Source organism: Mucilaginibacter sp. P4_D1 (assembly GCF_056401935.1).
The window spans coordinates 33914-57018 of the sequence record NZ_JBFUIJ010000020.1 but is presented as its reverse complement, the minus strand read 5'-3'; the positions used below and the strand labels follow the sequence as shown (position 1 = coordinate 57018).

Genomic DNA, 23105 nt, shown 5'->3' with positions numbered 1-23105 from the left:
ATCAACCTTAGGCTGTACTATTGTTATTCTGGCACTGCGAATCCGTCGGGCTTGCTGTCTTAATTTTTTATAATCAAATGAATCCTAAACCTCAGAGTATTCTAAAGCTGGAAGCTTTTTACGGTATTGAACTCGATGAATATACCGATGATAAACAACTCTCTATGATCAGTGGGCCTTATTTTAAACGGAACGCTATCGGCAAAGTGATTGAACTATCGCTTGTTGGGCTTGGGATTAGCAACATCTCGCCGCTCAAGCGAATGACGGAAATCCAGCATTTGTCACTGTCTAATAATAAGATCTCATCGCTTCATTTTATACAAGACGCTACTCAATTGGTATATCTTGATCTCAGCAATAACCTGATCGAAGACATCACGATGCTCAAAAAGTTCCGAAAACTGAGCTATATCGATGTTTCCGGCAACCAGATCTATGATTTAAGCCCTTTGTATGATCAGCTAAGCTCAAGCCCGGCATTTTTCGATGCGAGTTTCAATCCGGTGCTCTATCCCTCATCTGATTTAGACCTTCGCCTCCCCCAAATTGTGGTAGAATCGTTTGACGCCTTGCTGTCGCCTGCCAAGGAAAAAATCCAGTTTTGCAAGTTAAATAAACGAAGCAGCCTTGACTTGGGGAACTGCGGGATCACCGATTTGTCTTTACTTCCGGAGCTCTTTACCTGTACCCACCTGGAACGACTGGTACTCAGTAACGAATGGGCTGAAGCGGTAGATGGGCGCTGGCAGCGGTTAACTAGTGCAAACCAGGGAATACCGAATAATCTCTATTACGTCCCTGTGGGGATTAAATTCTTAAAAAACCTTAAAGAACTGATCTGTGGGGGCGATTGGAAAGATAAAGACGGCACTTTTAAGCGGCGCTGGCGTTTAAAAGATTTTTTGCCTTTTTCCAAATTGTCGAAACTGGTGCACTTAAACCTCAGCAATAACCAGATCGGGTCTTTTCAAACAATCGGCAAACTGCAGAAATCGCAGCGGCTCCACCTGAATAACAACCTGATCAAGCATATCCGGAACGACATCATGCTGTTCGACCTGAAAGAGGTTTATCTCAGCAATAACGGGCTGAGCGATATTCGTTTCCTGAATACTTTTCACGGCATCGAAACGATCGACCTGCATGCGAACCCGATCAGGGACCTTGCGGACATCCGCGAGCTGATCCGGAAAATCGGCATCTCGGATACGAAATGGCAGAAAAATACGATCAACGTGGCCAAGACGAAGTTAAGCCACCCGCTGCCGCAACTGGTCGCCCAGGGGAAGTATGAGGTACTGGCTTATTTCGACCGTATAGATATCGAACGCCGGGCCAGTGTGCCGTCATTTAAAAATGATGCGATCAAATTATTGCTGGTCGGTAACAGTAATGCCGGTAAATCTACCCTGGCGCATTGGCTGGAGACCGGTGAGGTTAACCTGAATCTGTCTACGACGCACTGGATGGAGGTCAAGCGTTTTCCCCTGGAGCTCAATAAAAAAACTTATAATGTCGCCATTTTTGACTTCGGCGGTCAGGAATATTATCATGACACACACTATTTGTTTTTTACCGATCAATCGGCATATATCCTGTTATGGGACAAGGCGAGCGATGAATTTAAAGAAAACCCGATCCGGCAAAGGCAAAGGGACGGTGTTATCCGCGAAGTGAATGTCCAGGGTTATCCCCTGCCCTTTTGGCTGGATACCATCAGGTTTTTTACCAGCCGGCGAAAGATCTCCACCGGTGAGCAGGAGATCCGTAATATCCTAAATGAACGCGATGAGCGAATTGCCGCGATCACAGGGGATATGACTAAAATACTGGACGCGGTTAACAACACCAATGAAGAGGTGGCTGAATTGCTCCAGGAGCCGCGCAATATCCTGGTTGTGCAAAATAAAGCGGACAGGATTACGGACATCGGTTTTATTAACCAGGCTGAGCTGCAAAAGGGTTGTCCTCAGATCTTTGATTTCGGTAACTTATCCCTGGCCACGGGCCGGCGGTTCACGCAGTTTAAGGAGCAGCTGGCAGAGCTACTGGAAACGAACGAAATCGTTGACCAGGAATTTTCAGGCACCTGGGGTATCGCCAAAAGCCAGCTGGAAGCGCTGTCTAAAGCGGAAAAAGTCGAAATGAGTTTCCTTAAGTTCCGGAACTTTTGCAATGAGGCGATCAAAAACAGCCCCGAGCTRGCAGGCTTTACACAGGTTCAGCTCAAACCGCTGCTGTTCGATGACCGGGATGTCAAAAGTTTTGCACGTTACCTGAACGATATTGGCCTGATTTTATATTATCCGGAGAACAGGCATCTCCAAACCCGGGTATTTCTCAACCTGGACGAAGTGTTGCAACATATTTACGATATCCTTTTAAAGGTTAAACATGACGCGGGAGAATTCACTAAAACCCATATTGCTGAGGCGCTGGAGAAAGCACAGTTCGACGGGGCTTGCCAGACACTGGTGGAATTGATGATGCAATTTAAAATCATTGTGCAAAAACCGGGGACAACCGACCGATTCATCGCCCCTTTATACCTGCCCAAGGTACCGGTAAACGGGGTTAAATTGTTCCTGAGCGCTTTTCAGAAGCCGGTTTACCGTTTCATTTTTGAGGGTTATATCCACCAGAATGTAATCCTTGATTTTTTCCAGTCTTACGCGCAGCAAACCATGCAGGATCAGGGTACTGATTATTTTTATTATTGGCGGGAAGGCCTGGTATTAAAAGATCATGCGACCGGGGAAATCGTGATGGTCCGCTTTGTCCGCGATGGCGCCAGCCTGGAAAAGCCGCACATTGATCTTTACTGTATGAACGAAGCAAAGGGGAAAGTTTTGCTGGATGATATTGTCCGGCATATCGGTGAAATTAATGATGAGGGCAAGATTACGCCGCAAGTGACGGTGGATGGTGTGCATTTTATACCGCTGTCCTTTATTCATAGCTGTGAAAAGAACGAGAGCTGGTTATTCCAGTACGAGGACGTTAATTATAAACTGGCGGACTTTAAAGCTTACCTAACGAAGGAGCCTAAGCTGAAAAAGATATTTATCTCTTTTTCAAAGGAGGACACTGCCTATCTCAAAAAAATGGAAAACCATTTGAGTTTGCTGAAGCGGAACGGCACGGTCAGTACCTGGACCTGCCGGGAACTGCAGGCCGGCGATGACTGGGACAGCCGGATCAAAAAGGAAATGGCCGAATCGGATATCGTCATCTTCCTGGTGAGCGACGATTTCTTGGCCTCCAATTATATCTGGGACGTCGAGATCAAAAATGCTCTGGAACGCCAGAAAGCTGATCAAAAATTCCGGATTGTTCCGGTGATTATCCGGAGCTGTCTTTGGGAGGATTCGCCCTTAAGCGTGTTCCAGAATGGTGTGGAATACGGCCAGGTGATCGACCTGCAGGATAATATCGATGCGGCTTTTCGGAGGGTGGCCCAAAGTATCCGCGACCTGGCTTAGGTGCTTCCTGATATAAGAAACAGCACTGCGCATTTCAGGGCATTGCAATCAAGAATACCTTCCTGATTTTTAGATAACCCTGGAAAATTAATCCACATTTTGACTTTTATCCACAACCTCAGTTTTTATTTTAGGTAATCCATAAATTAGAACCTTGCATTAAAACCTGGATATGCCCGCTTCAGTTAAAACAAAACTCTTTATTAGTCATGCCAACCCGGCAGACAATTATTTTGCTTTGTGGCTATCCAGCAAATTGCAGCTCATGGGCTATGCGACCTGGGTGGATGCCGAATCTATTGCGCCAGGCGAGTATTTTAACCAGCTTTATGAACAGGGTCTGCGCAATGAGGCTGTGTTATTTCTGCCTATCCTGACCGCAGCTTATTTACATAAATCCGGTCAGCCAGATACCGGCGTGGCCAACGAATTGTCGCTGGCCCGTATTGTAGGTAAACAACAAAACACAGCCGGTTTTATTGTTCCGATTCTAATGGATCAAACTTTATCTAATAATGACTTCCCGGTAGGGATCGTGGACCGCGATCTAATCGACTTTTCAAGGAACTGGGGCGACGGACTCTCAAAACTGGTGGCGCATTTAAAATCGTTGGAGTTGCCGGTTGCCGCCCCGGCTTTTAATATACTGGGCCGCTGGTATGATTTTTTGGCGGTCGGCCCGCAGCCGCTGGCTAAAGTGGAACGTTATTATTCCAACTGGCTGCCGGTTACCCTGCCGGACGACATTTATGTTTATAAATGTGACCCAGCTATGCTTACGGCACGGTTCCCCTATGCTTTTATTGTAGAATCCTGTTATGTGATTGGCTTTTTTGATGAGACTGCCATGCAGGAATATCAAGTCCCGGTTTTAAAATGCTGGTTGTTTAAAACTGATGAGTTCAAAAGGCAAACGGTTGACCTGCATGAATTCCAGATACAGGACGCGCGTAAAAAGCTGATAAAGCTCATGAATACCAGCCTGATTAAATATGCCCCGCAAACCAGGTCGCGTAAGCATGAAATGGCCAGTGACCGTTTTTGTTATTTCTATTCTTCCGGCCCGGAGAATATTAAACAGATCTCTCTGGAACATATTGGTAAAAAACGCCGGACTATAGTGGGGAAAACCAAAGGAAGTATGTGGCACTTCGGTTTAAGTTTCGAAGCAATCCTTCATCCACTGACTGCCTACCGGGTTAATTATCACGTGCTTTACACGGATACGCAGACAGAAGCGCTATATGACACAAAGACTTTGCAAAAACTCCGTAAATCCAGTACCGTAGACTGGTACAATGAAAAATGGTTCGAAACGATTGTGGCCTTTTTATACCGGTTTTCAAACTTTGCAACAGATTTCAAGATCCGCATCCCCTGTCACGGGCAAACGGAGATCGTTATAGATACCGTGCCATTGAGTTTTGAATCTGAAGTAGGCTACCAGGAGCCCGTAAAAGAGGAGGATGAAGCATGAGGATCACCTATATCGAAGAGCCTTCGCTGACATTTGGCTATAACCAGGAGGCTAAGGACCCGCGGGACGGGCTGATCCTCTATGGGCCGCATGAAAGTTTTAACCAGCATACACTGCGTGCCGGCGTGATCGGGACTGAAAAAGCTGAAGTGCTTTATGGTACTTTTGTAGATGAGCTAAATTCACCGCTTTTCTCCAGCAAGAAAATTTACGGCAAACTCAAAACAGATGAAGTTCAACGCCCCAGTTTTCCGGGATTTGAGAGCGTGTTTAATGTCAAATGGCCGGCCAAACCGGAAGTGCGGTTAACGGTGCCTGAAAAACGTATCCGGGAAATCCTGCATAAGGAAAAACACAAGAAGAAGCGCTCTTCCACACTGGTTGACCTTTATCTGAAAAAACTGGTTGAGTTTGTAAACGAAGAACAGGAGCAATTAGATATTTGGTTTATCATCATACCGGTCAATATATGGAAGCTTTGTCGCCCACTGAGTAAAGGTAAGGATATCAGCAAGGGAACCCAATCATTTCTGGACATGGCCAAAGGTGGTCAGAGCTCTTTATTTGGTGACGAGGCTTATGCCGGTGAACTTGAAAAGCTGATGGGTTCCAGCTCAAACTTTCATCATTTGCTTAAGGCACGGCTCATTGCTGAAAAAATACAGACACCGGTGCAGATCATGTTGGAGTCAACGCTGGAATTCCGCGATAAGATGACCAACGTAGCTTTTGAAAAAAACATGAAAGCGCATATCGCCTGGACGCAATCTACTACGCTTTATTATAAGCTGGGTAAATTACCCTGGAAACTAAACGATATCCGCGATGGTGTTTGCTATATCGGGCTGGTTTTTAAACAGCTCTCGGAAGACAAACGCAATGAGTACGCCTGCAGCGCGGCGCAGATGTTTTTGAAAGACGGCGACGGCACTGTATTCCGGGGAAATATCGGCCTCTGGAAAGCGGCCAATAAAGAATATCATCTGGATGGAAAGAGCGCCGAAGAACTGCTCGGTATGGCGCTGGACGATTATTACAGCAAATGGGCGCGCTACCCCGTAGAAATGTTTATTCATGGCAAAGCTAATTTTACGGACCAGGAATGGAACGGTTTTATGTCCGCGCTTACCGCACGGGATGCTGCTACAAATTTGGTTGGAATTACGATCAAATATTCACGTGACCTGAAATTCTTCCGGGATGCAATCTCCGGGACCAGTCGTTACGGCGTCCTGCGAGGCCTGACATTAATCGTTTCGCCGCACGAGGCTTATTTATTTACCAAAGGATATGTTCCCCGTTTAAAAACGAGCTTAAGTATGGAGATCCCTAATCCAATACATGTTCGTATCAACCGGGGCAACGGCGAAATCGAAACGGTGTTAAAAGATATTATGGCACTGACCAAACTGAACTATAATGCCTGTATCTATGGCGATGGGCTGCCCGTAACTTTAAAATTCTCGGATATGATCGGTGATATCTTAACCGCTGCGGACAATATCCGCACTAGCCAGCGCAAATTCATTTACTATATTTAATTGCCCGGCTAAAGTTGCCAGTTGAGCACATTGTCCAATTGATGATCGGACTTGGTATGAGAAAAAATGTGTGTTTCGGCTTTTAGCAGGTTTTCATTCAGCCTGGATAAACCGCACCTAATTGACCCCAGTTGCCAATTTAGATTTGATCACTTTAAAGGCTGAAATACAGTTAATTATAGCCACAAGGTAAATTGGCGAAGAGGGGGCAACGTAATTGTTTTTTCCAATTAAGCAGGCTTTTTGCGTTCCCTTCATTAGTCTTTTCTGTTAAAACCAGCTCCTGTTTCCAAAATTTGTGGTCAGTTACAAGCAGTTTACGCAAACAAAATCGTTTTATCAATTCATTACCAAGGTCAGCATCTTCGCCGCGCACAATAAAAGCTTTAAAACCGCCCGTGGTTAACTGGTTATTGTTAAATACAGTGGTTTGATAAAGGCGGTTACAAAATGTGTATATGTAATTTTCGTTGCCGGGCGGCAGGCGCCTTATAAACAGTGAAAATACCACCGCCTGAATTTGTTTTAATAACTCATTAAGGGTAGCGAAGGGTTTCGGCCCATATCTGTCTTCGAGTGCTAATACAGCCTTAAAATTTTCTAATTTCCTCTTCTTATCAATGTCTGTCCCGTCTTCTAATACATCTTTAAAATTCATTAAATCGGGATCTGTTCCGGCAAATACCCTTATTGGCTTATTGTTATTTTTCGCCGTAATAAATTCATGTTCGGTAAATGATATTCCGTTCGGATTAACTTGCGGGTCTTTACAAATTGAGCCATACCTTTCGCTCATCAGCAAAAAATAATGATCGCAGCTTATAACATCAATTGCAACTTTTTTCCATCCCGAGATATCCTCGTTTATGGCGTTTTCAGCATATAAAAGCTTTATTGTATCTGCATATTCACCAATTTTTAAAACACCCTCAATCGCTTTCCGATAAGCAGTCATATCGGCAAACTTTGATGAAAGATATATTGTTAATAATGGTTTGGCGCTCATCCTGTTTTTAATTATATCACCACGCCCTTAAGCGCTTTTTTCATTTTTTCAAGTTCGGCAGTGATCTTGGGCGCATTGGGGCTTATTCCCAGTCCGTCTAGCAAAATTTCTATATGTTCCAGTTCGGCTATCTTTTTTGCTTTAGACCCCCCTTTCATCCAAACATCTTTAAACATATCATGCAACTTATCCCATTTATCGATTTTAAAATCGAAATCACCATCTACTATAAGCAGACATAAATTAACGCCGGCAAATGATATCTCATTCCAAAAATCCATATCCGCGTATGCATTCCGGGCTTCGCTAAGCTTATCTTTAAGTATTTTTTTGGCAGAATTGCTGGTAGGTAAATTTTCGGTGCCAAGCGGTCCGCCCCATTTTGCCGCTCCTGCAATAATCAGCATGCTAACTATTTCAAGCCAGTTATTAAGCGCGTATGCCGAATATTGATCCCGGTTCAGCTTATATGCTTCCCTATAATTTTTAGCGGCAGCTTCATAAGCTATTGTTTTGTCTTTACCAGTTGAAAGCAAGGCCTTGCGCTTATAGGCGCTGCCTAATATGGCGTATCGCTCGGCCGTTTCTCCAAATATCAATAAGTTTTTAAGGCTTGTTATTACCCCGTTTATTTCTTTTAAAAGGCTGGTACGTTTGGTATTATCCGCAATAAATGTGTAGGCTAAATGTTTTGCTTTGATGTTCAGGTATTTTTCGAGAGATGATACCGCAAACTCAGCCTTTTCTATTTTAAGTAGTTTGTCAAAAATAAAAAGCGCGGTCTCGTAATCACCAAGTTCGGCGTAAATAAGCGCTTCATATTCTGTTATAAGGGCGTTTCTTACATCGGCAACCTCTACAGCTTTTGATATCGAATGTAATCTTTCCAAATATTCGTCGGCTGTGTATTTAGATGTTTCCAGCTCGTTTTTTAGATTAGAAAGCTGTATTTCGGCTTCTTCTGCAATAGAAAAGGATAAGCTGACAACTTTATTATCGTCGTTTGTATTACGAAACTTGTAAAATGGATCGCCATAACATTGGTAAGCGCCCCAGGTATTATTCTGCTCTTTATACTGGTCGTAAACCGTTCCCCGGGCTTTCCGCACGGCTTCGCCAAAAATTTCGTTAGCAAACATTGCTGCGTAAAATTTTTCGGCAAAAAGTAAAGCAGCCGCGTCATCAACCTGCCAACCGGCTACAATTACAGCTTTCACCCCATTTTCTATCAGTTGGGTACCTATGTTGGCCGCCAGCTTGTACCTATTTTTATACAATTCTTCAGCAACACCGTCAATCTTACCCAAATGGCAGCAATTAACAAATACAAACTCGGGGACTGTACTCATCTGGCATATTTCCCGGGTTGAGAGAAACACATTGTCGCCAATTAGCATACCCGAATTTTGAGGGTTTTTTTCATTGAAAGCGCCATGTCCCGATAGGTGTATAATTTTATAATCGTTGTTAAATAGCGACTGAATGATATTAAATGGTGATTCGTAAATTAGTTTGGTGGTTGTAAAATCCTCGTTATCTAAAATAACAGACACCATTTCCCCTTCTTTACGCGCTCCGGCTAACTGCGTCACAAATCCATTAAGATTAGGGTCGGCAATAACCAAGGCGGTATCTTGTATCACCGCATTTATTTTCTCCCGGGCTGCATCCGTTTTTAATTGCCTTATCATACCGGAGTTAATGCAAATCGGTTTTACATCATTCGATTTATCGTGCAATAACTCCCAGGGTAACCAGGCTGTTTGTTTATCCAATATCCAATTTATATTGTTTTGCTTTTTTAATTGATTTTTAAAACTATTGGGGATAATCAATTCAAACAAGGTGGTGCTTAATTCAGGCGTCCATTTTTGGTTAATAGATATTTCTTCAACAAATTTGTAGATAATCAACTTGTTTGTAGATAGTTGCTGCGTTTCTTCACGGGCGCCACCGGTTGATAGACTAAACTCCAGATAATTCACCATTGCCGTTTGCTGGTGTTCCATAACCGCTTCTTCACATACAGTGATCCTGGTCCACCACGAGCCTGAATTATTTTCAACGATCCGTGAATTTGCGCCAAAAAGCTTTTTTACTTCATTTTTTACCAGAATTATATTATTGTCTTTTGGTTGTTCGGCGGCTATCTTTTTCAGTGAGTAAAAACAGCTCATTGCCTTGTCTTGATATAACTCTACAAACTCAATAGTTTCAACAACCAAGGCATTACTGTCAAGTAAATTCATCAATTTATTATTAGCATTGCGCAAACCCTGTATAATTGCCCTTACCGAACCCTCTACAGACAGGCCGCCATAATCGCAACCAATTATAAGCGATGATATGCCAATCCCGGTTAACGATTTGCCTTTTAAACCAGTCCCTGCCGATGAATTTGATAGATTAAGCAAGTACCGTGCTATGGCTTGTTCAACTGTTTTAGTTAATTGAAACCCGGTTAGGGAACCGTAGTCTCCAAGCCCTACAATAATGGCCCCTTGATTACCTGAAGTGCTCGATTCAATAAATTCGCTGCTTCCAATTTCGCCGGGATATATAGATAGGCGATGCCGGTTTGATAAAGCACCGCCCAACATTTTATCAATAATGCGCTCTGCCTGCAAAATGCCGTCTTTATTAAAATGTCCGGCTAAAAGGGGGTAATTGGCATAACTGAGGTGCCCATTACTTACAAATGCTTTTATTGGCTTTTGGGCTGCTTCACTTTCTCTATTATCTGATAGCCCCAGCAAAGTGTTTTGAAGGCCTAACTGTGAAACATCAAAATCATCTATCACCGGCATCCTGAATAACTTTTGTGCAGACCGAACTTCGGGGCGGTTTTTACTTAGCAGATTAGTAGTTCCCTTGTCTAATAATTCTTCAATACCTTTAAATATCGAGGGTTCATTTGCCAGCGATCCGTGGGTAACGTTTACATAGTAAACACTATTATTTACAATTATTTTTTGCGGTATCCCACTTTTCCAGGTTACGCTTGCATCTCCTTCTGCCGTGTTTAAAAACACCAGCTCGCCGGCGGCAGTTATTTCATAATCGCAAGGAGTAGCCTTATCCTGGCCGGCAATATACACCATGTTGCTGTAATCGATATCAGCAGCGCTGCTAACGTTTTGATCGCGATACGCAGCAAACAAAGCCAAATCGGCTGCTGCCGGTACCGGCCATTCCTGTGTACTGGTAGCACCAGCCATTTTGCGCCAAACAGAGGCGTCGGAAAAATCGTAGTTGGCACTTTTAGTTAAAGGCAGCAAATTGAGGATACCCGAAAATTTTGCAAAAACAGTAATAAGTTCCTCCGGGGTGTGGAAGATATCTATTTTACTAAGCTTTTTGATAATAGCATCCTGGCCAAATAATACCGCCGGTATCCTAAATGAACCACCAAGCGGCGCTCCTAAAAATATCAGCCTGAAGCCGGGCGTTTTATTTAGTTTTTGCCAGGTATCATTACAAGTCACAATAAAATCGCGCACCAGCACGCCACCCATTGAGTGTCCTACAATTTTAATAGGTTGATCATACGCCAGCAATTCTTTTATTTTATTCTCGAATAATTTAGCCGAATCGTTAAGCTGTAACCGCCAATCAAAAGGAAAAGTAACAACATCATATTTGCTTGAAAAATAATCTACAAATTTTTGGTATGATGTTTTTATTAACGACGGGGCTTTTATATGACCGTCATTTTGAGTATCAAGTTCAGTTAATCCGCCGGTTAAAAATTTAAGGTAATTGATCCATAACAGTCCATCATCATAAGTCAGGTTCGACCCCATAATGCCCGGCAACAACACCAAAATAGGTTTATTACCGGTAACCTTGTTAGTAAATACCTGTCCGCCTTCCAGGTTTAATAACGCATTGCGCTGAAGTTCGCCCTGCTGGTTTAGTATAATTGGTTTAAACCCAGTAGGTATCTCGTTATCTAAAGCGGCAAGCGCTTTATTAATGGCCGACCTGGTGGCGTTGTTTGTGAAATAATGAAAGTGGTCGGTTTCGGTAGTATTATCAAAATAGTATAACCCGTCATCATACCGCCTGGAGCCCAGGTACATGGAGCGGGTATTTACAACAAGGTCATTATCTTCCTGATAAAAAAGTTTGCTTGCTAAAATTAGCAGCGCTTTTAAGTTAAAACGTGTGTTAGAATTACCTGCTACCACAAATACGCGGTTAGTGGTTAAGACTTTTGATTGCGGGTTATTTAATATTTTTATGAAAGGCGATTGTGGGTTCATCGCTTCCAGGCCCGGCAATACGTTAATGTCATTTTTTGAATTAAGTACTTCGGCAATCAAATCTTTAAACAACGAGTACGCCGGATTGGCCGATGCCCCGGTACCGTACCCGATAAGATTAAATAAAATATTAAAGAAATTATCAAGCCTGTTTGAAGCCAGAATTGTGCCCGCCGCCGGGCAGGCCACACGCACAAACTTACTTATCGTTATTTTTTTATTTTTAAGAGTTCCAGTTATGTCCGCTATAAAACGAAGATCTTCGGTGCGATTAGTCTTTTTTAAGTATGCTTTTTCATTTTCATCAAAGCCAAAATTACTTTCGTCGGCTGTAGCAAAACGAGCTAATATATCCCCGATAAGGCCCCCGCGCGAATGACTTACCAAATGTAACTCAATATTAGCAGGCAGTTGTTTTACCAATAGTAAAACGTTCTCTAAGGGGCTTTTTGTTAACGATTCGTGCTGAAAGGCAAGTATATTATTTTTGTAGGTAAGGCACATATTACTCCACACATCGGTATTTGCCAAATTACCAAATGAGCCAAGCGTTGAAGACGCTGTACCATGTAAAAACAACAATGTAGTGCTTACTGTTTCTTTGGCTTGGTATAATTCGAGTTTAAAGTCCTTGCTTAAGCTATACAAGCCGCTTTGTTCATCAAGCTGTTTTTTTTCGAGTTTGGCCGCTAATGTGGCAATTGTATGGTCAACTTCTTTTTTGGCAAAAACATTTATCGCCTTTAATAATATATTACCTAAGACGCTCCTGTCATCCTGATTGTTTTTTAATACCTGGGGTATAACGAAGGCGCTATCAACAGATCGGCCCTGCGTAGCCGCTTCGGGAAATACATCTGTAAGGGTGTCAGAATTGCACAGCCAAACGCTACCGTCATCAAATATCAATTCAACTACGTCAGTTCCGTTAAGATTAACAATATGACTTTGGCTGATGCCGCGGGTAGCATTTTCTAAAGTGTAGGATTCGCGCAGCGATATAATATCTGTTGATTGCGATGATATTGGCGCTTGAACGTTCTTTCGTCCGTCTATAACAATTTGATTAACAGGCATGGCTTAGATTTTAAAAGTGATATACCTTGATTTATTACAATTTAAATTTATTGATATTTTTTCAAATAGCACACACTTTAATAATATTGAATTTCAGATTTTGAAAGGGAGCTTTTATTGACTCTTTATCGGCGATTTAAAATGAGTGACTCAAATTTGCTTTCTTTCCAGGCACTGCAAGCTCCTGTTCTATTTTATTGATCTCTTTTTATGCAACCACTTATTTGGGCACAATTTGGAGATTGATAAGTAATCTCCCGAACTACGCAACTTTAGAAGATCTGCACAAACGCCCTTTTTCTAAGCTTTACAGGGATATGGGTGGATATTCCGAGAGGCTTGACCAGACTATTCCGTGCGGTTTGGATCATCGAGTTGTGTAGGCAATTAAGAAAATCGCAATTAATAATCAACAAATTAAAATGGTCAAAGTGTTCCGGAATGAACTGTTTGCTATTTCGGAACGAGGTGATCAATGGCCCCGGAATGTCCAATCATAAATCATTTTTGGTCAATGAGCGCCAAATAAAATTTCAATCCTGGTCTATTATTCATCAAAAAGGGTAGTTTTCAAAATCGAAAATTGCCCTTTTTGATGAATCTTTGTAGCCGATCTATATCTTCACAAAATTTAATTCCGACATCGAATTTCAATTTTGATTTATGATACAGCCTCGTGTGAGGGATATTGTGGTGGTTCGTAACTCTTCGAGCAATAATAGATATAGGCCCTTTTGTTATTCAAGGATGTTATAACTCTAAAAATAAAACTCGATTTCTTTTTGCTTTAGATTTGATTTTAAGTAGTCAGGTTATAATTAAAAGTTTATCCCAATCGGGATGTCTTCGCCCTAAATTTTATTTACAATCCTTCCTTATAGTTTTCAAATCAATATAGTTTCTAAACATTATCCACCAGATTGCCGAATGTACCCCGACGTCATAGCATCCCTGGTTTTTGTCGTGATAATCAACTGAGTAGTTATCTATCGAATTTACAACGTGTAAAAAACGGCCCTTCTGCACGTAAGTATTTACCGATAAGCCCATCAATGGGAGTTTCGAAATAAGATCATCACTCATTTTGTCTGGATCAACCTTAAGCATGGTTTTAAATACATATCGTGTTTCTACGTTCTTTTGAAGCTTTGATACTGACTTTAAGGAATCCGGGTGGCCGTTCCTGCTGGTATAAGTCAGCCATAGCACTTTGTCTGGATAAATCCAGGTCAACAAAATAACCGGCTCGCCCTCATCGGTCGTCTCATTTTCGGACGCCCATTTTTGATTCTCATATGTAAACCGGTATCGTCTGAGATGCTTTTCGTCGTAGCAAAAAGAAACGTTTTTTGTCGTAACCCCCGAGTCGGCGATATAAATTTGGGGAAATCTACGCTCTTTAATTGGCCCGATTCCTTTCAGATGATAAATATCTATATCTGAATAACCGATGCTAGCATTATCAACAGCGCTGCTTTTGGTGCCGCCTGTCGAACTACAACCGACAGCGCCAATGAAAGCAACTGACAGCAAAAAACTATTGAGCAATGTCATAGTGTATCTGTGCATGAGAATCGAAATATACGTTAATAATAGTTACCCTCGTACCATCGGGGCTCACTTTTGTCCACTTGCCCTCATTGGCAACTGCTTTTGTGTATTCAGCCGCTTCTTTTTTGTGGGCTTCAGGCACTCCGTCGGCTTTGGGGTAATACATGCCCGAGTACCCGGAAAAGAATCCGTCATTGAACAAATCTTCGAACATGCCGTTAGTCATCATTGTCCAGCTTTTGTTGCCAAATACCGTAGCGTTCATTTTCTTGGCAAGCAAACTAAGCAACCTGACGCCGCCGTTATGATTTGCGCCCGCATGGCATGACATGATAATGATCTCCGCATTTGGTGCCAATGCGGCAGCCAGTTCATTAAGTCCTTGCCCTACGCTACCGCTATTCACGTTATCGACAGTTACCCTGGATAATCCAATATTAAAACGGGCCTCGCTGATGTCTTTACCGTAACCATGGCTAAATATAAACAATCTGTTGATTAATGCCCCAATTTGCCGAACCTGATCCACAGCATCTTGCATATTATTCACCTGCAATATCCTGATGTTTGATGACGATATGCCTTTTGCTGACTGCAATGCCGTATTCAATGCATGACCAAAATCTTCCATGCCGTTCGCGTAAGCGAAGTCGCTCGGAAAAAGCATAACCGTTAAATTATTTGCGTAATCACCAATACTGTTTTCTTTCTGCACATCGTCCCACCCCACCGTCTGCCCCGTCTTATCATCATAGTAGCCTGACTTATCTCCATACATGCCGTTCCATTTGGCAGCCATCCCGTCTTCATCCGTCGTTGTGATAGGGTTGTTAAGGCAGTAGTTGTAAGGCGACACGGATGAGAACTTCTCGGTCAATGGGTCGGCGGTTAGCCAGCGCGCGACTATAGGGTCATAAGAACGGGCACCGTAATCGTATAGGCCGGTTTCCTCCTGAAGTTCTTTATGGTTGAAGAGGTACTCATTTTTCTGACTGGGCGTGGATCCGATATTGATTGCAATGCCAAAGGGGTAGTAGTCATTCTGCTGAACTGTAGTTGGTGTTGTCAGGTGGGTATCAAAGGCCACCCTTACGTTCCCCAGGTGGTCCTCCATGTGATATTCATAGTTATTCGTCGCGCCGGATGCAATTGCCCGGCCCTCTTCGGTAATGATAAACCGCAGCGTTCCCTGGTCATATTCGATACCATCAATATATTCGGTCAAATTCGGCATGCTATTGATAGTTGATAACTTGCTTAGTTTTCGCCCACTGGCATCATAAGTGTATTTTACAGTACCATTGGTCACGGTAACGACCTCCGGTAGATTCAAGATATTATAAACGGTACCCGAGCCATCACGCGCGTTATGCTTGGTGTTCCCATTGCTGTCATACTGATAGGTGTCGGTTCCCGTCAAATTAGTTACTGAATTTAATAAGTTCCCCGTGTAGTTGAGCGTATAAGAGACGGTTCCAGTATTCGGATTTGCCCTTGTTAGGTGTGCGACATTCCCCATTAAGTCGTAATCGATCTTGCCCCCAGGGCCGGTTTCCGAATACCCCGCGTCCGAAACCCCGGAAGTCAACCGGTTGACCTCATCATAGGTGTAGGTATAGGTGTGCGTACCGCCTGCGGGCCCGGTCCAAACCTGATCGGCGATGTCTCCGTTATAGCGTGGTGTGGTGCCATCATTATATTTTAACTGCATCGTAAACAGCGGAGCGGTACTTCGGGTAAGCCATCCTTGTTCATTATACGCATAGTTAATATCCTGGTAGAAATGGGCACTGTCAACCGAATGGAGGTGTTTTGCTAACTGTTGATTGATCTCGTTATAGTCGATTTTGGAAATCAGCACCCGCGTATCGATGCTATTACTACCATTTGTCAATTGCTCCCAATTCTTTATTTTTCTACCGGCTTGGTCGTAGATGATCCTATTGGCCACCGTCAGGTTAAGCACCAACGTGTTGGTTGTCGAATTAATGTAGTGCTTCCGGGTAACTGTCGTCACGGCACTATTAAAATTATAGGTATTTACAACCTGGTCGTAATTGTTGACATTAACGATGCCTTTAAGGTAGTGCTGCTTGAAGGCTACTTTTACGCGGCCCAAATCATCGTAATAGTTTACGGTCCACAGCATTTCCAGCATCGTGTTATCCGGTTTTATAACCGCTGTTCTTGTTGCTGTTAGTAGCCCCTCTGTCATTTTACTTGTTTGGGTTGCTGAATAACCTGGAATATTGGGAATAGCGTAATCATCATAGTATTTGATTGACAAAAGGGTATTCAAGGCTTGGGGATAGCTGCTTATTGCATATCCAGTTAAAGTACTTGTGGCATCCCTGACATCCCATTGTGGGGCACTTTCAATATTGGACTTTAAGTCGGTGGGGGAAATAGTCACGCCGCTATTGTTCCAGAGTCCCGTTATGATTACCCGTCCAGCGGCGTCATACTTGACGATTTGCCATTCGGCTCTAGTCCGCTGGTTACCATCCTGTGAGGCAACCAATTGGTCCGATTGGTTATATACGAGGTAAATTATATCGCTACCAGGAAGTTTTTTTCCAGTAATGCGGTTCCTTTCGTCAAACTGGTACTGATAGCAGTAATTATTCAATACGTCGGGAGTTATCAGCACATTGAGATCTGGACTTGCACCCGGCGGAAGCACGAATGCCAGGTCTCCGTTGGCATCATAAACATAATACGTTGATAATGCTTTTAATGTAGTGCCTGAAAGGAAATACGACCGTTTCAGGACAGTTCTGCCGAATTTGTCCTGGTATTGTTCCGTTGTGCCAGCCCTCCCAGATGTCCAGTTGGGATCTTTGACGACCGAAATTTGCAATTCGTTGTCGTTGTAGGTTGCAGTGTTGTTTAATCTTGACAGTGTCCGGCTGCCATCGCTGTTAATGGTGGCGGTATACAGTGCGGCCTGCCTGCTGTTCAGCGGATCGTTGGCCCAGATAAGGTTGTTATTGAATAAGTAATCAAGTCTTGTGGTGTGTCCGGTACCTGGCTGCCAGGCGGTGCCGGCCAGTCCCTCCTCAATCGGTCGCGCCAGCGGCGATTGTTCGTAGACCGTTTTTGTATAAGGTGCGGTAGTCGTATTGTACCCCTGGTTTGACTGTTGGTAGAACAAGTATTGATCGCTACTTGTATAGCCGGCATTGCCCTTCAATGCGCTGAACCGGTACGATCCGGACGTTCCCGCACCTGTTGAATACGGCAGATATTTCATTGACTCCCGACCTAAATTGTCATAAGCGATAGGCTGAATGATATCCTTCGAAGTTGGCGACGCATTCTGCATTACTTTCTGAACAGGCCTACCTAAGCCATCGAAATAGGTATAATTAATATTTTTTTGATCACTGGGGACGCCACTTATTGCAGCCGCTGAGGTAATACCGGGAACCCTTAAATTGGTTTCGGTAATAAAATTATAATTGCTGTTGTTGCTGTTATAAGCAACAGCAAAGGCATTCGTAACGCCGGTTCCTGAACATCCATAAGCCGTTACGCTTACAGTTACCACTCCGCTGAAACTGGTATCCCAATTAACTGTTGCGGTCCCTGCCGAACCCATAATTGTCCCCGCGGATGGCGTACTCAGGGACCAGACATAACTTGAAGCATTGGTGGCTGATGCCGTATAGGTTGAGGTGGCTACGCCTGCTGCTACGACTGGGTTTCCGCTGATGGGACTTAAGATGCCCATAGCTGGGGAAGAAGTAAGTACGATCGCAGATGACATAAAACCTCCACAAGGATTATTGACCAATACCGTATAGGAACCTGCAGAGGTCGCGGCGTAGGTTTGCGAATTAGCACCAGAAATAGCAGTAGAGCCGTTTAAGAACCATTGGTAATTATAAACGCCGGGGACATTTGGATTATATGTCAGCGTTACTGCATTGCCTCCACAAATTACGGAATTGCTAGCCGAGACTGTGCCACTTGGGCTTGGGACGAATGTGACTTGATTGCTGGCAACAACCTCCGGTCCATTACAACTTGTGCCTGTTTGCGAAGCAAATGCTAAATAGGTGCCTGTTTGAGTATTGTTTACTGTCCCCAGGTTTAGTGCTGATCCGTTTCCGATTACCGGAGAGCCGACATAACTACCGTTGATCATTAACTTGTACGTAACCCCGGATTGAGAACCGGCCAGTGTGACAGTAGCCGAGGCTCCGCAAACATTACCATTGGGTGTTAAGCTGTAATGAGTAAAACATTGCGCCTGACTATCAAAGCAATACAATAGAAGGCTTGGGAACAGTAACCCGCATATTAAAATTTTAAAGGATTTCATCTTTTGGCTTAGGTTTGATAGCGTGAGTTAAAGTGTGATATTTACTGGAACAGAGGTGGTTCCGCCGGGGTTAAGGGCGGAATAGCAGGTAACCTTAAATTGGTAGGTATGACCAAGACTGGGTACTGTAACYGCATTTGAAGAGCATGATCCTGTTGAACCCGACGTTTGGGAGGTGTTCAAATCTGTATAGGTGATCATGGCACCCGTGCACCCACTCACTGGTGTAAAGTCAACATACACAGAAAGCCCAGTTGGGATCAGGCTATTTATCACAGGCTTGGTTACTGTAACTGCATAGTTATAATCATAATGCTTCATAATATTTCCGCTCTGGTCAAGAATGTTGGAAAGCCGCTGGAAGTTATCGTAGGTGTAGTAATACAGCTGTGATTTAAGATCAGCAACAGTTTTAAGACCAACTAAAGGTTCATAGGAGTAGGTAGTCATTTGAGCTCCAATCGGATACAGGCGGAGTTCATCAATATACCCAGTGCCAGTAACACTTGAAGAGGTAACACCAGAAACCAGGTGCCTAAAATAGGTCCAGCCTGAAGGAAGCGTTACGCCCTGAATATAGGACAGGGATCCTGTTACCRTGTAAACTCCGTTTTTACTCCAGTAGCTAATGTAATATTTCTGGGTTGAAGTCAATATTGGAGTAGTCAGTGTAGACGAGGTTAATGTATAATAATTGCTTCCGGTGGCACCGCCAGAACCGATTACTATTTTGTTGAAGAGAAGCCCGCTCCAATTCCCAGTCCCAAAGCCAAGGGATGCCGCTAAGTTGTATTCAAAAGAAGTGTACGCTATTTCATTCCTCGGAACATCTGCATAATACTGATAAGTAGGGTATTGGATAGCTGATGTAAAACCATAATAATTTTGAAACCCTACCATGCTGTTTAATGTTAGGTAAATGACATAGGTCCCGGGTGCTACATTATTTATAGTTGCCGTACTAGCTGTCGCTCCGCAGGAACTTGTCGCTCCGTTAGTGGCTGCGCACAGGCTCCCGCTTTGATATTGATTGTTACCGGTCAGCTGGTAACTTAGAGTGGAATAATTGTTGCCACTGATGTACGGGTTATTATAGGCATAAGAAACCGTAACCGGCCCCGTTCTTTGCACCGTTATGGTTTCTTTAATGGCATTGCCAAAAGCTCCAGGAATAAACATGTTAAAGGTATTCGTTGAAGGAATATTGCTTCCCGTTGGTGTTACCTGGTATACATTGTTGGCGTTTAAAACCTTGGCGACCACCTTGGCTTTATTATAGTCATATATAAAGGACGATACTCTGCCGTTTTTTTCCGTCATAGTAGTCAGGTTTGCGTTGTTATCATATGCCAATGCTGTCCGCATAACATAATGAGCATCCATGTTTAATTGCCCGTAATTGGCGATGCCCTTATAACTACTATTAGTAAAAGTGCCACTAGGAATTGGCGATGCGGTTTCCAAAAGGAAAGCCCTGCTTGGAAACAACTGATGATTTCCATAAAGCTGATATTCCCTAATTTCCCCTCCTTTAACATATTCATTGTTATTCACAACAAAACTGTTAACTTTTTCAACTACATCATTCATATTTAAGTCCCGCATCGCGTTGTACGGGTTATTGACATTGCTCGAAACGAAGGAATAGGCATATCTGTAAGTCGCTTTTTCTATAGTGCCGTCACTGTTGGTCACATCCTGCGCTAGGATATTCTTATATTGGTCGTACGTAGTATTAGTCGTAATCGTTCTGGTTGTGTTAGCCCCGTTTAAGTCATAGATAGTATTAACTGTTTTAACAGGTAAAAATGGCGCATAATTTAAAAGATATGCGGTACGGGAARCGGCCCCCCTATTATTGATATCACAAATCGGTATTACATCCGCGTACACTGCGTTGGCTGCGAATGTTGGAACAATTGAGGTATAGGATGATACGGTATTAGAAAAAGTCACCGTATTTTCTGAAACCTTCGCTCCCAGGGCGCTATAATTGATTTGATGGAACAGCTTGCCCCTTTCAAAGGCAAGCGAGTTGCAGGGCGTAAAATTAAGCGATGTGCGATTAAATGTACTTACGGGCGACTGATCGCCGTAACCGTTATCATGGTTTGTAAACTGATATACCGAATAACTTCCATCAGTTGACTGCTCTACCACATTGGAGTACCCAATGTGCGTACCAGTGCTGTTTATGGTTAGAGGAATTACCGGATTTGAGGAAAACGCGGTAAAAGTATAAGGCACATTTGTCAGGTCTGTGCCGCTGATCACAAACGAGTAAACAGGTTTGCTGTCCAAAACGCCGCTTGAAGGTAATGAGCTTGGGTCGGCGCTCGCCGTAAAGCCGTTAACGTAATAATAGTTCTTGCTAAGTGTCGTGCCGTTGTTGTCGCTGCTCTGAATCTGCTTTATGCGCAATCCTCCGGCAATGCCGGATTCGCTAACCGGCGTGTTGCCGCTATTTCTGTAGATCGCAGCACCATAGCGATTTGGCTGATATGTAAATTGCGTCGTTCCGCCCGTAGGCCATTTGATGCTTGTCAGTATTTCTGCTTGGGTCTGCACGCCAGTAGGGTCAGGAGCGCGGAGCAGGTCGAAATTAGGTGAGGTTCCAGATATGCTTTTATTATTGTTATAACCCCAATGATCTGTTATCGTAGTTAGATAGTTGGGCAATGGCGTCGGATTATAATAAAAGCCGTATGATTGGATCGCCAGCCCTGATTTGTCATTGACCGTCAACGAATTCAGTGTTAGCCGCTTTTGTGGATTATTATTATAAGAAAAGCTGATTGTCCTTTCTACGAAATTCAGATCGGTGTTCTTGATGCTGATATTGTCCAATTTCAGCCAGATCAGGCGGTTGGCATACAGGTATGAGCCAGGTGCCGGTGCGGGATGATTGAGAAAATACGGAATGAGGTTTGGCGATGTGAAGCTCTGTAGGTAAAAGCTGGGATAGTCAGACGGTGCCGGGCTAGTGCTAATTCCTGCATCGTTTAAGACACGGGTATAGGCGCCGTTGACAATGCCGTCAAGTAAGGTTACAGGCCCCAATGGATAGCTCAATTCATTGCTGGCTGATTTGTTAAAATCTATTTGCAGGGATTGGCTGGGCATTGTGATAGATGTTAGGTAGACCGGAGAAAGGATTGTGCCGTTAAAGCCGTACTGATCTGCATGCGTCTCTGTACACCTATGTGCCTCTAAAAAGTTCGCACCGGGGATACTTGTATCTGTATAACTCTTGCTCATGGAAAAGCCTATATAGCTAGTAAACGGGCCACGTTCGTAGTTCAGATTGATACTTTCCAGTCCATCTGCCGATACTACTTGTGTCAAATACCAGGATGTCGCTGTGAATGAAAGGCCTTTCTGCCCTGAGGCGGGTACCATGACATCACTGTATTCAATACCACTGTTTTCTGGGTCCGTCGCAGGATGTGTACTCCCGAAAATATACTGATTTCCCTGTTCGTCAATGATCGTAAATTTGCCGAAGGTTTTAGAAACATCGGCGATATCGACGTTGCCGGAGCTATAGGTTGTTGAGGCAATAAATGGCGTTATAAAGTCGCTTGCATTAAAAACCACCTTCAAATTCTTGTCGCATTGCACCTGCCAAGTGCCGGTCTGGTCGAGAAAGAACTTACCCGAATATCCCATAAAATTGAAATTAAACTCATCTGGCTCTGTGTCTGCGTCTTCTAAGGAGGTGTTCACAGTAGTGCCCGCCGGCGGAAATACCTGTGAGTTATTGGTCGTGGCTGTAGTTGCCCAAGTGGAGTTGTTCAAGTTATTGTGACTGAAATAATAGCCCTGCGTAGGTGCAAAAGGCTTACTATATTCATCAATATTGCCGTTCGCCTTCCTTGTAATCACGCCTCCTGCTGACAAGCTCCAGCCATTGCCTACCCAACCCGGATGCATTTCAGGGCGCAGTCCCGATGCGTTGTAATTAAGCTGTATTGAAAGGCCGATCTTACTTCCTTTAAATTCATAGATCGGAACAGAAATATTAGGGACACCCGTAAAGTAGGATACTGGTATTTCGCCATAAAGACCAAGGCTTGCGGCATTTGGTGTGGGGACTGTTGCGCTTATAGATTTCCATTGTGCAGAAGCTATTACACTACTTACTAAAATAAGAATTGCCGAGAAGATAGAGATCCTTAATGATTTCATGAATCGTGATAATTATTAGGTTATAAACTTTGGGGTGTTCAGTAAAACAAAATAAAGAGATATTAAATATCGAATTATTTCCACTAAAAATATTAAAAATATTCGATATGAAAGTAAATTAATAAGAGGATTGCCTTCAGATATATTAATTATTTGAAAATCAACCATTTAAATATTGACAATCAACT

General features: G+C 43.3%; 8 protein-coding genes. 3 read left to right on the top strand and 5 right to left on the bottom strand.

Translation table 11 applies throughout. From position 1 onward, the window contains the following. Positions 1-77: 77 nt before the first annotated feature. The 3 genes from AC1DV1_RS17765 to AC1DV1_RS17755 all read left to right on the top strand — a co-directional run bounded on the left by AC1DV1_RS17765 (position 78) and on the right by AC1DV1_RS17755 (position 6503). The gene (locus AC1DV1_RS17765) at positions 78-3485 is read left to right on the top strand and encodes a leucine-rich repeat domain-containing protein (RefSeq protein ID WP_477361595.1); all 3408 of its coding nucleotides are present in this window, start codon (positions 78-80) and stop codon (positions 3483-3485) included. Positions 3486-3657: 172 nt separating this feature from the next. Then, entirely contained in the window at positions 3658-4962 is a 1305-nt protein-coding gene (locus AC1DV1_RS17760; protein WP_477361593.1) for a toll/interleukin-1 receptor domain-containing protein, read from the top strand. Continuing rightward, positions 4959-6503, top strand: coding sequence for an argonaute/piwi family protein (locus AC1DV1_RS17755; RefSeq protein WP_477361591.1), 1545 nt, complete (start codon positions 4959-4961; stop codon positions 6501-6503). The genes AC1DV1_RS17760 and AC1DV1_RS17755 overlap by 4 nt, the downstream gene beginning before the upstream one ends. A 172-nt stretch (positions 6504-6675) precedes the next feature. Here AC1DV1_RS17755 and AC1DV1_RS17750 read toward each other — a convergent pair whose 3' ends face one another. From AC1DV1_RS17750 to AC1DV1_RS17730, 5 genes are all read right to left on the bottom strand, one after another. Continuing rightward, the gene (locus tag AC1DV1_RS17750) at positions 6676-7509 is read right to left on the bottom strand and encodes a DUF4062 domain-containing protein (RefSeq protein ID WP_477361589.1); all 834 of its coding nucleotides are present in this window, start codon (positions 7507-7509) and stop codon (positions 6676-6678) included. A gap of 11 nt (positions 7510-7520) precedes the next feature. Next, complete coding sequence (locus tag AC1DV1_RS17745) at positions 7521-12851, bottom strand: DUF7379 domain-containing protein (RefSeq protein ID WP_477361587.1); 5331 nt, start codon at positions 12849-12851, stop codon at positions 7521-7523. A gap of 858 nt (positions 12852-13709) precedes the next feature. After that, the gene (locus AC1DV1_RS17740; RefSeq protein ID WP_477361585.1) at positions 13710-14420 is read right to left on the bottom strand and encodes a hypothetical protein; all 711 of its coding nucleotides are present in this window, start codon (positions 14418-14420) and stop codon (positions 13710-13712) included. Next, entirely contained in the window at positions 14389-18003 is a 3615-nt protein-coding gene (locus AC1DV1_RS17735; protein ID WP_477361583.1) for a DUF6443 domain-containing protein, read from the bottom strand. The genes AC1DV1_RS17740 and AC1DV1_RS17735 overlap by 32 nt, the downstream gene beginning before the upstream one ends. A 753-nt stretch (positions 18004-18756) precedes the next feature. Further along, the gene (locus tag AC1DV1_RS17730) at positions 18757-22917 is read right to left on the bottom strand and encodes a hypothetical protein (protein WP_477361581.1); all 4161 of its coding nucleotides are present in this window, start codon (positions 22915-22917) and stop codon (positions 18757-18759) included. Positions 22918-23105 lie beyond the last annotated feature (188 nt).

What these genes read in the sequence shown, in the direction of transcription:
- AC1DV1_RS17760 (WP_477361593.1), top strand. Translation starts at nt 3,658, where the DNA reads ATGCCCGCTTCAGTTAAAACAAAACTCTTTATTAGTCATGCCAACCCG.
- AC1DV1_RS17755 (WP_477361591.1), top strand. Translation starts at nt 4,959, where the DNA reads ATGAGGATCACCTATATCGAAGAGCCTTCGCTGACATTTGGCTATAAC.
- AC1DV1_RS17750 (WP_477361589.1), bottom strand. Translation starts at nt 7,509, where the DNA reads ATGAGCGCCAAACCATTATTAACAATATATCTTTCATCAAAGTTTGCC.
- AC1DV1_RS17745 (WP_477361587.1), bottom strand. Translation starts at nt 12,851, where the DNA reads ATGCCTGTTAATCAAATTGTTATAGACGGACGAAAGAACGTTCAAGCG.
- AC1DV1_RS17740 (WP_477361585.1), bottom strand. Translation starts at nt 14,420, where the DNA reads ATGCACAGATACACTATGACATTGCTCAATAGTTTTTTGCTGTCAGTT.
- AC1DV1_RS17735 (WP_477361583.1), bottom strand. Translation starts at nt 18,003, where the DNA reads ATGGGTTCGGCAGGGACCGCAACAGTTAATTGGGATACCAGTTTCAGC.